The following is a 15,047-nucleotide window of genomic DNA, read 5'->3' as shown; positions in this document are numbered from 1 at the left end:
GATGATGGATGACAGCATTTTATTAATAATATTTATATTGATAATATTTTTGCTGATAGTACTTGTACCAAGAATAGTGTAAAGACTGATGCCTTACATCATTTAGACTTTATGGCACGTTATAAGAAACTGGTAGTGTGACATTGCCGACCACTGGCGTGCCATTTTTCATAAAGGGCTTAAACTTCCCAGAGCGCACTTGCCGCGCCGCTTCTTTGTCCAATGCCGCATTACCTGAAGATTGAGCGATGCGCACATTATCAATCCCGCCTTGTTTATTGACTCTTAATACCAACACCACATTTAAAGTATCGCCTGAACGGGCACGACGGGCGGCGCGCTCAGGAAAGCTAAAGTTAGGTGCTGCAGCCCAGTTTGCATTGCTTGCGGTAAAGTTTACAGGCTCATTGCTGGCAGCAGCAGCTTCTTTTGCTCGGGCAGCCGCCTCTGCTTCTTGTTGAGCTGCCATTGCTGCCGCTTTTTTAGCAGACTCATTTGCCGCTTTAGCATCTGCCTGCGCTTGTGCATCACGAGCAGCTTTTGCATTTGCTTTTTGGATGTCTTCTTGCAGCGCTCGAGCTTGGTTTGCAGCTTCTTGCGCGGCTTTTTCTGCTTGCGCTGCTACGAGTCGGCGCTGTTCAGCTTGTTGGTTTTTAGCTTGCTGCTCGTCAACGGCTTTATCGATATTGGGGTGTTGTTTCTTTTGCTGAACAGGTTTTTTTGTTGGTAATTCTTGACTAACTTTCTCTTTAGCAATTGGCTTGGATTTTTCTACTTTAACTGGCGGTACAACCTCAGACTGCTGTTTCTGCAGCACTGGTTTTTTGGGCGTTTCGGCAGTCTGCAGTTTTGTTAGCGACGCCGTTTTCTCTACTTCAACTTTAGCAGTATTTTTTTCAACAGGTTTGGCAACTTCAAGCGTCTCTTGCGGTAACGCAGCAGGCAATGACACCAGCTCTATTTCTATAGGCGGCGTTGGCTTAGGTAATGGAATTTTGGCTGTAGACGGCTTCATTGCCACCAATGCTACTGCTGTAAGCACATGAAGCCCTAGCACGACTACAATAGCTATCAATATTGACTTAAGTGGAGGCGCGTCTAAATCCGTTGAACTCATAATACTCTAGCATTTAACCGTCATAGAATGGGGGTGATAATAATGCAAACGATAATTATTATCAATAGTAAATTACTAATATTTCGCGACGGTTTGTGAATTTTTCGCTTAATGATAGATTCAAGGCACGCTTGATAAAGACCTAACACCACATTGTTAATAAAAACCATTATCATTAATATTGATAATAAGTCTCAATTACTTTATGATGGCAGCTTACTTATTTGTACCACTTATAATAAAACACCGACTCATTTAACCTAATATTAAATGAAACCTTTTATCTAGCAGAGTATATAAAAAACTGCCAAAACCTGTCTTATACCGAGTTATCTATGTCTACTACCTTATTCTCTAGCCACAGCGCTACTCCTATTTTTAAACGTCCTTTACTAGCTGCGCTCATGACTGCACTGCTTGCTAGCATTACCGTGACTGGCTGTAGCAGCCCTGAATCGAATGACTCAGAACCAGCAGATAGTAGCACTGAAAATAAAACGGCTGATAAAGCTGAAAATGTCGCCACTAACGATGCTGTTTCTGTTAGCACCATTAGCATCGATACCGTCAAAGGAGCGGTTGATTTGGCAATCAACCCATCACCACTCGTAGTCTATGACATGACCTTGATGCAAGATTTGGCAGCGCTTGATGTCGCTGTCGATGGCATGCCAAGCGGTCTAAAACTGGATAATCTACATTCAAAAACTCAGCCTGAGCCAAAAGAAGTCGGCACCGTGTTTGAGCCTGACCTTGAAGCCCTAAACGCGATGCAACCGCAAGCTATCTTGGTCGGTTCGCGGATGGCTGAGAAATATAATGCGCTATCAAGCATCGCCCCAACGCTCGATATGAGTATTGATACGGCCAATATTTATGAGTCTAGCAAGCAGCGTTTACATGATTTGGGCGCATTATTCGGTAAAAGCGATCAAGCCGCTAAGCTCCAAGGTAACATTGATGGTCTTATTGATGAGACGAAAACGGCAACCAAAAATAAAGGCAATGGCTTAGTCATCATGGTTAATGGCAATAAGCTATCAGCATATGGTGACAAATCGCGCTTTGGCTTTATCCATACCGTACTAGGTGTACCGATGGTGGATAATCAAATTAAAGACGCTAGTCATGGTCAGCCTGTATCCTTTGAATATTTGCAAAAAACCAATCCTGACTGGCTATTCGTAATTGACCGTAGCGCTGCTATCGGTGAAGAAAGCGCTGGTGCTAAAGCCGTCTTGGACAATCCGTTGGTTGCGCAAACGACAGCTTGGAAAAAAGACCAAGTGGTTTATCTTAGCCCAGATTCTTATTTAGCCTTTGGTGGTTATCAGCAGTGGATGCAGGATTTAACAGCGATTAAAACGGCATTTGTGAACGCCAAGTAACAGGTATTGCCTTATAAACTCTGAATTTTTTGAGTAATCAATATCAGGTAAGAAAAGTTAAATCACCATTTGCACGCCAGTAATAAGCTATCAGCCGTTATGTCACTACTTTCTAATCATACTACTGTCGATACTGAAAACCCTAGCAACTCGTTGCCCACTTCTCCAACGCAGTGGCAGCGGAGTGTTAAGGGTTATCCTAATCCTAAGAAGCCCCATACAAAAATCCCACCTTGGTTAATAAATACAGCAAGCCTCATAGTTATGGGACTGTTGGTGTTATTAAGTTTATCAATTGGCGTGGCGGATTTTTCGTGGTCAGGGATTTTTCATAGCCTTATCAATCACAGCGCTAATTCTGACAGCTCATTGATGTTGGTCAGCCGTTTACCACGGACGATTGCCATTATTCTAACCGGTATTGCCATGGCGGTTGCGGGCATGATTATCCAAGTAGTGCTCAAAAACCGCTTTGTTGAGCCATCAATGGTGGGTGCAACCCAAAGCGCTGCATTGGGTTTATTAGTAGTGAGTTTGTTTTTTCCTGCCAGTGCCTTGATTATCAAAATGGGCGTAGCAACCATCGCTGCGGTATTTGGCATGATGCTATTTATGCTGCTCATTCATCGTATTCCACCGACTGATTTTTTGATGATTCCGCTGATTGGTATTGTGTTTGGCGGGATTATTGATGCCATAACCACCTTTATTGCTTATCAAACGGAAACGTTACAGATGCTGAGCGTTTGGCAATTTGGTGATTTTTCAGCAGTATTAGCGGGGCGTTACGAGCTGCTGTGGTTTACTGGTGTGCTCTGCATTATTGCTTATATTATTGCTGATAAGCTGACTATCATTGGCTTAGGCGATAATATCGCCTTGAATTTAGGTATCAGTAAACGTCATGTGACCTGGATTGGCGTGGGTATGGTCGCTATGATGAGCGCGGTGGTGGTAGTTACGGTTGGGGTCATTCCTTTTATCGGTCTGATTGTCCCTAATATTGTCAGTCGCATTATGGGCGACAAACTCAGACGCAGCTTGCCAGCAGTTGCCTTGCTTGGCGCTTCAGCGGTTTTGCTGTGCGACATTATTGGGCGTTCTATTCGTTATCCCTTTGAAGTGCCAGTCGCAACCGTGTTTGGCGTGGTCGGTACGGTGATATTTTTATGGCTGCTATTACGTGCACCTGCCGAATCATGACTTTTATAACCGGCTTATCATTCGTAACTTGATTATTTTACCTGCCATTCTCTTTGATAAGATTAGCATATGCATTCACATTCCGCCTCAACCACAGCCGATATAGACTCGCCTCCGTCGTCCTCTTCTACCAAACCATCAAGGTTATGGTCAGTGATTGCTCAGCATCCCAAATCCATCGCTACGATCATTTTACTCATTTCAGCCATTTTGTTTTTGACGGTTAATGTTCATGGGCATTGGGATTTTGCCTTGCCACTGCGCAGTAAAAAACTATTGGCGCTCATGGTGGTCGGCTATGCAATTGGGGTGTCTACCCTTTTGTTCCAAACCTTAACGCACAATCCTATTTTAACGCCATCGTTATTGGGCTTTGACTCGCTGTATGTATTGCTCCAAAGCTTATTAGTGTTCTTCTTGGGCGCGATTAGCTTTACCAGTCTTAATCCGATTGCTAAATTTTCACTTGAGATTGTACTGATGTTTGGCGCGTCGTTACTGCTGTTTAAATTACTATTTTCCAAAAGTAGTCAGGATTTAACACGGCTGATATTGGTAGGCGTTATTTTTGGCGTTTTGTTTCGTAGCTTATCGGCACTGATTGCACGATTGATTAATCCGGATGATTTTGTAGTGGTGCAATCGGCAAGTTATGCGCAGTTTAATACCGTTAATCCGCAGCTCCTTGGCATCAGTCTGTTTATTTGTGTAATAAGTGCGCTATTTATTTGGCGCTGGCGTTTTCACTGTGATGTGCTCATGTTAGGTAAAGCGCAGGCGATTAATCTAGGGATCAACTATCAACGTTTGGCATTTGGCTTGTTAACCGTTATCGCCGTCTTGGTAGCAACCGCCACCGCATTGGTTGGTCCAGTAACCTTTTTTGGACTGTTAGTGTGTGCCTTGACCAATCGACTAGCGCGCCATATGTATCATAGCGAACGTCTCATTTTAATGAGTTTAGTAGCGATGATTTGCTTGGTACTGGGTCAAACCATATTTGAGCAAGTATTAGGCATGGCTGGCGTATTGTCAGTGGTTATTGAATTGGCCGGTGGCGTGGTATTTTTAGCATTGATATTCATGTCCCAACGCCGTTAAGACTTAGATTTTATTACCCATTTAGCTAAAAATAAGAACAATTATGATTAAAATAACTGGCGTATCGCATCATATTGGTAAACAAAAAATCTTACATGACATTAGCTTATCTTTGCCAAGCTCGCAAGTCATTGCCTTAATTGGTCCAAATGGCGCAGGGAAATCTACGCTATTTTCGGTAATGGCACGCCTGCAACCTTTGCAAAGTGGACAAGTTAGTTTTGCTGTAGATAATGAGGAACGTGATATTGTCCAATGCGACGTGCGAACGCTTGCCACGACAGTAGCGATGCTCAGTCAAGACAATCAAGTTCAAGGGCGCCTGCGGGTGAATGAGCTGCTGATGTTCGGGCGCTATCCTTATCATCAAGGACGACCAACGGCAAACGATCATCAAAAAGTCATTGAAATTATCGAGCGCTTTGAGCTTGAGCCATTAGCCGATCGTTTCTTATCCGCGCTCTCTGGTGGACAGCGTCAGCGCGTGCTGATTGCCATGATTGTCTGCCAAGATACGCCGTATTTATTACTAGATGAGCCGTTAAATAATCTCGACATGTATCATTCTGGACGCTTGATGCGTGAGCTACGTGAGTTAAGCCACACTCAGCAAAAAACCGTGGTCATCGTCTTACATGATATCAATCAAGCCGCGCAATTTGCCGATACTGTAGTAACGATGAAAGAAGGTCAAGTACAAGCTATTGGAAGTCCAGTCGATGTGATTACTCAACAGACTATGAAAAACCTATATAACGTGGATGTTACCGTACTTAACCATCAAGGTCGTCCAGTGATTGTTGATACGGTGTAATGCTTATCAGCTCTAAAGATTGACGCTTATACTTCTTCGCGGCTTTTAAGCGTTGTTGTCTTCCTTTGTACCATAAATATACACCCGTACCAGACAATATCGCGACCGCTAGCCCAATCAATGCTAAAAATATCTGATAAAGCAGATGACCTGCACCTTGACTGATATGTCCCATGTGCAAGGTTGACAACCATTGGTCGGTTTTACTACCAAATGACGCGCTTTGATAGCTAAAATTCACGCGCTCAACGCTACCACCGCTTGCATTTACGGTAATCGATGACGCACCGCCTTTTTTACCAATATCTTTATTGGTGGTAAAACGCAGTTGCCATTGATTGTCTTCCTCTACCCAACGCATACCCAATAATTGCGTGACGCTTAACCCATTTTGTTGCGCAGCGATATCCGCTTGCTTACTTAAATAGTCAATACTGTTGGCTTTATTAACCACATCAACGTCATTCTCATTGCTAAGCGTTTTAGACGCTGTCAAAGGCTGCACAGCTGATTTACCAGACGGATTAGATTTGTTCGTCTTACCTTCTCTGCCCTCAAGCCCTACTACGGCTTGCATCACTGGTTTATAAACTTGCTGTAAATTAAAGCCCACACTTGACCATGCAATAACGAAAAACATCAGCCACAGCCATAAACCAAACGCATGATGTACATCATAATTGAGCTTAAATGTATTGGTATTGCGGCGGATTTTCCATGCCGGTAGCCAACGTTTTAATAAAGAGGCGCGTTTTTTAGCAGGTTCTTGGCGCGATACATAATTCTTTTTGACGGTGCGTGGCAAGGTCAAATAAAAGCCAATAAAACAATTAATCGTCCAAACTAGCGCCACAATACCTAATATCAGTTTGCCAATGTCACCAAGCAACAATTCACGGTGCAACCAAAACACTTTCCACATGGTATTACGCCATGCCCATTCGTCTTTATCACGCGCCCCAATGATATCCGCAGTATAGGGATTGATATAAATCTCTTGGAACAAGGGTTTAGGTTCTACTTTTATATCGCCTTTATATTTATCAATCGCAAAAATTACAGCGCGGTTTGGCTCGATTACCGCTGGCATGGTCGAAAAACCATATTCTGGATAGCGTTTAATAACTTTGTCATGAAGGGTGGCGATAGACAATGGTGGTGTCTGCGCTTGCTCAACAACCGCTAGGCGCTGATTAAATATATCGTCTAATTCATCATGAAACGCCAATAGAGCGCCAGTTATGCCAGCCATGATTAAAAAAGCGGCCATCACAAGCCCAGTGTAACGGTGAATCCATAGACAAGTTTGGCGCGGGTTAAATAAAATCATTAGTTATTATTCTTTATGAATGTAGATAAATGGTCGTGATACAACCGAGGTCTTATTACCTATAATTTGTGAAAAATTTGAAATAAAAAGCCAGCTCTTTTCTATAGAGAGCTGGCTTTATTCATTAACTTATTATTTATCAGTCAGTAGTGATTTAGAACTGATAGCTTAAAGACGCTTTGATATTACGACCGGATTCAAAGTCTGTAGTAGCAGCATCAGCGGCATTTAAGCGCGATGAGTGGCTAGCATAAGCTTCATCAAAGATATTATATACCCCAACCGTTGCTTTTACATTATCAAGTTGGCGTGGTGAGTAGTTCATATACACATCGTGCACATCATAATTCGGCTTGGTATTTTGCTTATTGTCTGTAATTGACGCGACATAAGTACTGCGCCAGCCTAAACCAACGACATCATTTGGTTCATAGTTCAAGTTCACCATGTAACGATCGCCTGAGTTCGAACCACTGCCAGTCACTGACGGAATGCTATCGCCTGTTTTGTCACCTTTACTACGAGCGCGCGTATAGCCCAAACCCATACTAAAATTATCCATTTTGTAATCAGCAGCAAGCTCAAAACCTTTAATTTTAAAGTCTTCATCTTTATTTACCGCGCCTTGACAAGCACCACCAGATTGTCCAGTTGCGCAGTCTAAGCCAACACGAGTGCCGCCAGAACGTACAAATTCAATAAAGTTTTCAATATTGGTTTCAAAGTATTTACCACTCAGTTGCAGCGCATCGCCCGCTACCGTTAGGTCGCGCAACGTTTTGGCGATACCAATTTCAGCATTAGAGCCTTCTTCTACTTTTAAGTTGTTATTGACGTAAGTGTTGGCACCGTCTGAATTAAAGATTGCTTGGCTCAAATCAGGACCGTTAAATAACTGCGTATAACTGGCAAATACTTGCGTCATTGGCGCAATCTCGTAGCTCGCTGCCAGCGCACCGACGACATTATCATAAGTCTTGCCACCAGCCACAAATTCAGGTGATTCATAACGGTCATAACGCACACCCGGCGTTAGCGTGAGCTTGCCGTTTTGCCATTGGTCTTCTAAATATACAGAGGTGTTTTTTGCCGAATCACTGCCACTTTTAATAAAGTCTCGCGACATCTCTGATTCTTTTTTATAGTGCTCAACACCAGCAATCAGCTTATGTGTGCCAAAACTACTATCAATGGTACTAGTATTTTGAATTTTACCACCGATGGTTTTAACCTGCGCATCAAACTCAAATCCTGGATTCGTGACATAGTCAGAATCACGTAAAATTCGGGTTTTGGTTTGATAAACATTGGCATCAACATCAATCAACTTGCTTGCCGGATTATAAGTGTAATCTAGCCCATAAGTGTCGCGCTTCACTTGTTGCGGTATTGGAGCGTCGTTACGACTAGGAAAGTCTGGGCGGAATGGGAAAATACCTTTCTTTTCAGTACTGCTAAAGCTTGCGCCAATATGATGATCATCAGCAATATAAGCACCTGCTTTTAATAAGATGTTTTCGCCTTTGCTGTCTTCAAACAGCTCACGACCGTTACCATCCTCGCCCGAACTGGCATCACGCTTGCCATAATAAGCCAATAAATCAATATTATCGGTTGGTGCGCCAAACACTGTGGCTGAGGTGAGCAATTCATCATTATTGCTGGCATAACCTGCGTGTAACTTGGCACCGATTTTCTGACCCGGTTTCAGTAAATCAGCGGCATCGACCGTTTTAAAAGCCACTGCACCGCCCAATGCATCATTACCAAGCGTCACCGAATTATTACCCACAGAGACTTCAGATTGCTTTAATAAATCAGGATCAATCGTCACATCACCCATATGATAAAACAGCGTCCCTTCTTGACGTGCGCCATCAATCGTTACTTTTAAATTGGTATCATCTAGCCCACGTATGCGGATACGCTGATTGACCGTTGATGTACCGCCCACCGTGACACCTGGTATCACATTCAAAAAATCACTTAAATGATCAGCTTGCTGCGCTGGCGTATAGTCTTCTGTATGCACAGAACCCTCTTGTACTTTGTCTCGTACTGAGCTATTTGCCGTGACTGTGATGGTTTGTAAAGTGGTAGTCGGCATATCTGCTGAGGGGGCGGCACTAGCTGCTTGTGCGCCTAATACCGCTGCTACGCCCATAGACAATACCGTCAATCGACTAGAGAATCTTGATAATTTTACTTCGCGCATAACACACTCACTTTATTTACTATTAGAATTTTAAAAGTTACTTTTGCACAGGGTGACTAAAACGATCTTTGACATTTATTTAACAAATTAATCAGAATAACTTTTGCCCAAAACCATCCTTAATAAACATGATGTCCTAACGACGATCATGATTGCACGCATATAGGCTCAATATACGAATCACATTATTAATGTTAATGATAATTATTAGCGTTTAATTATTTAGGGGCATGATAACGAAGTATTAACATTTTGGCAATAATTAATATGAGAAATTTTCACTCAGATATTTTATTGGCTTTTATCAGTATTATCAGCTTTCTAAGACCTCTCTAATATAGGGTCTTCCAGTAGATTTTGATAAGTAAAAGTTATCGATTACTTCTAACTCAATGCCAATTTGTAAACGCTAGATATTAAAAAAACTATTGCAATACCCTGCCGCTTGCCTATACCCTAAGACAGTTGACTAATTGGTCAGGTTTTAATTAAGAATGCTAGTCGAACTGCTTAAAATATTTTATTTGCTTACATTTACCAGCACAAGGACACGTGCGACTTTGCGTTAGATATGGTGCTAGATAAAGAAGCAAGATAAACCCTTAGAAAACGCTTAGAACAACACACTTTAGGAGAAAAAAATGAGTGAGCATACTCAAGGAAACCCCGATTTATTGTATGGACTGCATGATCGCCCTGGCCCTACAAAAGCATTTTTAGGAGCGGTGCAGCACGTACTTGCCGCTTTTGTCGGTGTCATCACTCCCTCATTAATCATCGGCGGCGCGTTAGGCTTAGGGGAACATATTCCCTACCTGATTAGTATGGCGCTCATGGTATCGGGGGTTGCAACTTTTATTCAAACCCGTAAGTTTGGTCCAGTAGGATCAGGTCTTATGGCGTTGCAAGGAACCAGTTTTGGTTTCTTAGCAGCAGTACTGGCTGCAGGTTTTGTAGTCAAAAATAAAGGTGGCAGTCCTGAGGAAATCCTCTCCGTTATCTTTACTATCACCTTCCTCGCCGCCTTCGTTGAAATTTTCTTAAGTCAGTTCATTACAAGACTTAAGTCCCTCATGAGCCCTATTGTGACGGGTTGCGTTATTGTTACTATCGGTTTGTCTTTGACCAAAACTGGTCTGACTGATTTGGCAGGTGGTTTTGGTGCTGAAGATTTCGGCAGCATACCGAACTTGATGTTGGGTGGCGGTGTACTAGTCAGTGTGGTACTAATCAGTATCGTTAATAATAAAGTTATTCGCTCCAGTGCTATCTTTATCGGCTTGATGTTAGGTTTGATAGTAGCCGCCTTTATGGGTCGTATTGATTTCTCATTGGTCTCAGAAGCACCACTACTGACAGTACCAGTGCCGTTTAAGTTTGGTTTTGGTTTTGATTGGCAAGCATTTATTCCGATTGCTTTTATGTATATCATTACCAGTATCGAGACCGCAGGTGATTTAACAGCGACTTCGATGATTTCAGGTGAGCCTATTAAAGGTCCTGTCTATGAGAAACGCATCAAAGGCGGCGTATTAGCCGATGGTGTCAACTCCGCTATTGCTGGTATATTTAACAGTTTCCCAGTAACCACCTTTAGCCAAAATAACGGTGTCATCCAAATGACTGGTATCGCCAGTCGCTATGTTGGTTTTTATGTCGCAGGTATCTTGTTTGTAATGGGACTGTTCCCTGTACTGGGTGCTATCTTTACTCAGCTGCCAAAGCCGGTGGTTGGCGGGGTGACGCTATTGATGTTTGCAACAGTAGCGACTGCGGGTATTCGTATCTTATCGACGGTAAACTTTACCCATCGTAATGTCTTGATCATTGCCACTTCATTGGGTCTTGGCTTGGGCGTTGCTTTCGTGCCTGATGTCTTTGCGCAAATGCCACAACTGTTCCGCAATATCTTTGGCTCAGCCGTGACCATGTCAGGTGTCATCGCCATTACGCTTGATGTGATTTTACCGAAGAACTTCGGTGTCGAATATGATACCGCTGAGCAACATGCTGACGATGATATCAAAGTTATTGATAAAGCGGCTTAACAATCAGATTTGATGAGCTTTGATAAAAGCATAAGACAATTTAAAAAATTCTATCTAGCAAAAAATAAAGCATCGCTTTAATGATAAGACGCTGATATACAGCTATTATCGTTAAGGCAATGCTTTAGTTAAATCGATGTAATATGGCTAATGACTGTTGTTTAATCCAATAACTAATCTAGCCCGCAACCGCGCAGTATAAAAGGTACTAGGAAATCAGCGGCGCGTGCCTCATCTGTTTCGTCATAGGCGCTCTTTTGTAGTAAGCCGACGATTTCTGTTTCAAACTCTGCATAACGCTGGGTAGTTGCCCAAATCAAAATCAAGAGCTGTAATGGATCGGCGATAGCAATTTTGCCTTGCTCATGCCATATTTTCATCACTTGCGTTTTATCCAGCGCCCAGTCTTTCATCACCGTTGACATAAAATCATGTAAATGGGTCGCGCCGCCGATAACTTCTAGCGCAAATAACTTATGGCGATTTGGATGCGCAAACGCTTGATGCAGTTTAGTACGGACAAATTTTTCAATGACAGTTTTGGGGTCACTATCCACTGTCATCGTTACCAAGCCCTCATTCCACTCTTGAATGATGGCGCGCAGCACCACTTTGTATAGATTGGTCTTACTCTTAAAGTAGTAATGCACATTGGCTTTTGGTAGCCCTGCTCGATCAGCAATGCCTTGCATGGTGGCACCGCGATAGCTTTTTAGCACAAACTCTTCTTCAGCAGCGGTTAAAATTACTGCTTGATTTTGGGCACGAATATCCTGCTGATTGCGATGAACCACGCTCTCAGAGGCAGATGAGGCATTTATTTTAGCGCTTTGAGTCATAGTGTGCACCGTGAGACATCCATATAAATAAGTAATCATATTCCAGCGTAAACATAGGATAAACTGTTCATAACGATGCTGATTTTTATGATATATAATAAAAAATAAAAATATTTTTCATAAAGTAGTTGACCATTTGGTCAGGTTTAAGCAGAATGGATAATATTAAACCAATTACGACTCAACAGATACTACTTTCATATGAGTTTTTCCCTGAGTTATGTAATCAAGACATCAATATCAGCAAACGATATTGTCTACGCCTTATAAATTCATATCACTCAAATGATAAATTTGTATCCATCAAAATTTTTGTGTCAACAGATAAGGATATCACTGTGAGCTTATCACTATCGAAACTGAACGCCCTCTCGCAAACCGATGCGACCTCAGAATTTCTAACTTGCTGCACCAGTAGCCAATGGGCGCAAACCTTGGCAGACGCCCGTCCGTTTGCAGATACAGAAGCGCTACTAAACGCAAGCGATACCGCATGGCAACAAGCCCAAACCGATGAAGCCAACTTGATAGAAGCATTTGATGGCCATCCACAGATTGGTAATGTCGATTCATTAAAAGAGAAATATCGCAATACGCAAGGTAGCGCCGCTCATGAGCAATCAGGTGCCAATGACGCTGAAGACGCGGTACTTGAAGCGTTAGCACAAGGCAATCAAGATTACCTTGATAAATTTGGTTTTATCTTTATTGTCTTTGCCACCGGCAAAAGCGCGCAGCAAATGCTTGATTTGTTACAAGCACGTCTGCCGAATGATCGCGATACTGAACTGCTTAACGCCGCCGCTGAACAAAATAAAATCACGCGTTTGCGTTTACAAAAACTGTTGGGCGAAGCCTAAACCTTTCTCAATTAGACCAACATATATAAAAGGAATTATCATGTCAGGTACTCTTTCATCACATATTTTAGATACTCATCTTGGCAAGCCTGCCGCTGATATCGCCGTAACGCTACATCGCGTGAGCGCCAGTGGCGAGCCGTCATTATTGGCCAATGGTATTACCAACGCGGATGGTCGCGTGACTACCGACGGTTGGGTATTTAATCCAGAAATTGATATTGCCGAGTATCATTTAGATATCGGTCGTTATACGCTAACCTTTGATACCCAAGCGTATTTTGATACACAGAAACTAACGGTATTTTATCCGCAAGTGGTCATCGATTTTATGATACAAGATAACGGTCACTATCATGTGCCGCTACTGCTTAGCGCACACGGCTACGGCACTTATCGCGGATCATAATTTTATAGCTTTATTACTCGAAGCCTTATAAATATAAGGCTCAGCGAGCGCTGGAAACTTTAAACGTCTGACAGCAAGGTCAGTGCTTTAAAACCCAATAAATAATGCTGGTATCGCTACGTTGTATCACAATCTTTTATAATAACGAAGGTGAGCAAAAGTCGTTACGAGTTACCAAGATATAATAATATAAAAGGACATTGACAACATGGGTGCATATCTTCTCGATTGGCTATCTTTATTCTTCCGCTGGTTCCACGTAATCGCTGGTGTGGCGTGGATTGGCGCATCATTTTACTTTGTATGGCTAGACATGAGTCTTCAGAAGCCACCAGAATGGAAAGCCAAAAAAGGCATTTCAGGTGACCTCTGGGCAGTACATGGTGGTGGTTTCTATGAAATTGCCAAATACAAGCTCGAACCTGAAGAGATGCCAAAAACACTGCATTGGTTTAAGTGGGAAGCCTATACTACTTGGCTGACCGGTATGACGATGCTCATCATCGTTTACTATATCAATGCAACAGCTTACTTGATTGATCCAAGCAAAGTTGATTTTGGCAGCAACGTTGGTGCTATCTCGACCAGCCTACTGTTTTTATTCGGTAGTTACTTTATTTACGAAGTTATTGTACGCAGCAATGTCGGCAAAAACAAACTTGCTTTTAGTGTCACTATCTTTGTACTAATGATTATTGCCACTTGGGGTTCATATCAGTTATTTAGTGATCGTGCCTCATTTATCCATGTTGGTGCCATTTTAGGTACAATCATGGCAGGTAACGTTTTCTTTGGTATTATGCCGGCTCAGCGCGCACTCGTAGATTGTGTACGCCGTGGTGTAAAACCAGGTCCAGAAGTGGCAGATTTGGCATTGATGGCAAGAAACCGCTCATTGATGAATAACTACTTTACCCTACCGCTCATCTTTATTATGATTAGTAATCACTATCCAATGATGTATTCACATGCGCATGGTTGGTTGGTATTGGTATTCGTTGGTGTCATCACGGCAACGGCTCGTCATTTCTTCAACGAAAAACACTTGGGTCGCAATAGACCAAAATTCTTAGTGATTCCTGCGATAGCAACCGTATTACTAATTATCTGGATGCGTCCAGAACCTATTAAGCCTTTACCAGTTCCTGTGATACCTGTAGCAACTGCAGCTCCTGCAGCGGATGCAGCACCAGCACCGACAGATACACCACCTGCTGCTGCAACCGGAGATACAGCTGCCGTAGCACCTGCTGCTGGTACTGCTCCTAGTACAGATACGACTACTGCAGTGGTACCTGTTGCATCATCAGCTGACGACGCTATGATGGAAATTGTACATACAAAATGTAGTGTTTGTCATGCGGCACAGCCTACTCAACCCGGTTTTTCAGCGCCACCACTCGGTTTTATTGTACAAACGCCAGAAGATATAAAAGTCAATAAGGCAAAAATAGTGACTGCATTGCAGACTAACTATATGCCACTGGGTAATATCACTAAGCTAAGCGATGAAGAGCGTCAGCAGCTTATCGCTTATGCTTCTGGTTTATAATAGAGTATCAATGTTTAAAGCAGTGATTGTAAAACGATGGTTATGATTGTTATAAAAATAAGGTTCTAATTATTGGTAACGCTGGGATTTCTATACAATTCAGCGTTACCAACATTCAATTTTATCAAGACATATCACTCACTGATTCCTGCTCAAACAACATCTATATCC

The 15,047-nt window shown here is 42.5% G+C and carries 12 protein-coding genes; 8 read left to right on the top strand and 4 right to left on the bottom strand.

Annotated features, from left to right (window positions below; all coding sequences use genetic code 11):
- Positions 1 to 109: 109 nt before the first annotated feature.
- Positions 110 to 1,117, bottom strand: coding sequence for an energy transducer TonB (locus tag ACMHKH_RS00605; RefSeq protein WP_413518744.1), 1,008 nt, complete (start codon positions 1,115 to 1,117; stop codon positions 110 to 112).
- A gap of 335 nt (positions 1,118 to 1,452) precedes the next feature.
- On the opposite strand from ACMHKH_RS00605, the gene ACMHKH_RS00600 reads away from it, so the two are divergent.
- The 4 genes from ACMHKH_RS00600 to ACMHKH_RS00585 all read left to right on the top strand — a co-directional run bounded on the left by ACMHKH_RS00600 (position 1,453) and on the right by ACMHKH_RS00585 (position 5,623).
- The gene (locus tag ACMHKH_RS00600) at positions 1,453 to 2,505 is read left to right on the top strand and encodes a siderophore ABC transporter substrate-binding protein (protein ID WP_413518743.1); all 1,053 of its coding nucleotides are present in this window, start codon (positions 1,453 to 1,455) and stop codon (positions 2,503 to 2,505) included.
- A 99-nt stretch (positions 2,506 to 2,604) separates the two neighbouring features.
- Entirely contained in the window at positions 2,605 to 3,708 is a 1,104-nt protein-coding gene (locus ACMHKH_RS00595) for an ABC transporter permease (protein ID WP_413518742.1), read from the top strand.
- A gap of 69 nt (positions 3,709 to 3,777) precedes the next feature.
- A complete protein-coding gene (locus tag ACMHKH_RS00590) occupies positions 3,778 to 4,809 on the top strand; it encodes an iron chelate uptake ABC transporter family permease subunit (protein WP_413518741.1) in 1,032 nt (343 codons plus the stop codon).
- Positions 4,810 to 4,852: 43 nt separating this feature from the next.
- Positions 4,853 to 5,623, top strand: a complete 771-nt coding sequence (locus ACMHKH_RS00585) for an ABC transporter ATP-binding protein (RefSeq protein ID WP_413518740.1) — start codon at positions 4,853 to 4,855, stop codon at positions 5,621 to 5,623.
- Here the strand turns inward: ACMHKH_RS00585 and ACMHKH_RS00580 are convergent.
- Together ACMHKH_RS00580 and ACMHKH_RS00575 are read right to left on the bottom strand one after the other, a co-directional pair.
- Positions 5,583 to 6,953 (bottom strand): PepSY-associated TM helix domain-containing protein, encoded by a 1,371-nt coding sequence (locus tag ACMHKH_RS00580; RefSeq protein WP_413518739.1) that lies wholly within the window; start codon positions 6,951 to 6,953, stop codon positions 5,583 to 5,585. The two genes, ACMHKH_RS00585 and ACMHKH_RS00580, sit on opposite strands and share 41 nt — an antisense overlap.
- A 154-nt stretch (positions 6,954 to 7,107) precedes the next feature.
- A complete protein-coding gene (locus ACMHKH_RS00575; RefSeq protein ID WP_413518738.1) occupies positions 7,108 to 9,168 on the bottom strand; it encodes a TonB-dependent receptor domain-containing protein in 2,061 nt (686 codons plus the stop codon).
- Between the two features lie 641 nt (positions 9,169 to 9,809).
- Between ACMHKH_RS00575 and ACMHKH_RS00570 the strand changes: the two genes are divergently transcribed.
- A complete protein-coding gene (locus ACMHKH_RS00570; RefSeq protein ID WP_413518737.1) occupies positions 9,810 to 11,216 on the top strand; it encodes a uracil-xanthine permease family protein in 1,407 nt (468 codons plus the stop codon).
- 173 nt (positions 11,217 to 11,389) lie between these two features.
- Here ACMHKH_RS00570 and ACMHKH_RS00565 read toward each other — a convergent pair whose 3' ends face one another.
- Positions 11,390 to 12,055: a TetR/AcrR family transcriptional regulator gene (locus tag ACMHKH_RS00565; protein ID WP_413518736.1), complete on the bottom strand. Its 666-nt coding sequence runs from the start codon at positions 12,053 to 12,055 to the stop codon at positions 11,390 to 11,392.
- Between the two features lie 338 nt (positions 12,056 to 12,393).
- Between ACMHKH_RS00565 and uraD the strand changes: the two genes are divergently transcribed.
- From uraD to ACMHKH_RS00550, 3 genes are all read left to right on the top strand, one after another.
- Positions 12,394 to 12,915 (top strand): 2-oxo-4-hydroxy-4-carboxy-5-ureidoimidazoline decarboxylase, encoded by a 522-nt coding sequence (gene uraD, locus ACMHKH_RS00560; protein ID WP_413518735.1) that lies wholly within the window; start codon positions 12,394 to 12,396, stop codon positions 12,913 to 12,915.
- A gap of 40 nt (positions 12,916 to 12,955) precedes the next feature.
- Complete coding sequence (gene uraH / locus ACMHKH_RS00555) at positions 12,956 to 13,324, top strand: hydroxyisourate hydrolase (protein ID WP_413518734.1); 369 nt, start codon at positions 12,956 to 12,958, stop codon at positions 13,322 to 13,324.
- A gap of 208 nt (positions 13,325 to 13,532) precedes the next feature.
- The gene (locus ACMHKH_RS00550) at positions 13,533 to 14,876 is read left to right on the top strand and encodes a urate hydroxylase PuuD (protein WP_413518733.1); all 1,344 of its coding nucleotides are present in this window, start codon (positions 13,533 to 13,535) and stop codon (positions 14,874 to 14,876) included.
- Positions 14,877 to 15,047: the final 171 nt, after the last annotated feature.

Source organism: Psychrobacter glacincola (assembly GCF_965118485.1).
GTDB classification, from domain to species: domain Bacteria; phylum Pseudomonadota; class Gammaproteobacteria; order Pseudomonadales; family Moraxellaceae; genus Psychrobacter; species Psychrobacter glacincola_D.
Note: the sequence above shows the minus strand (reverse complement) of the source record. Positions and strands in the feature narration are given on the sequence as shown.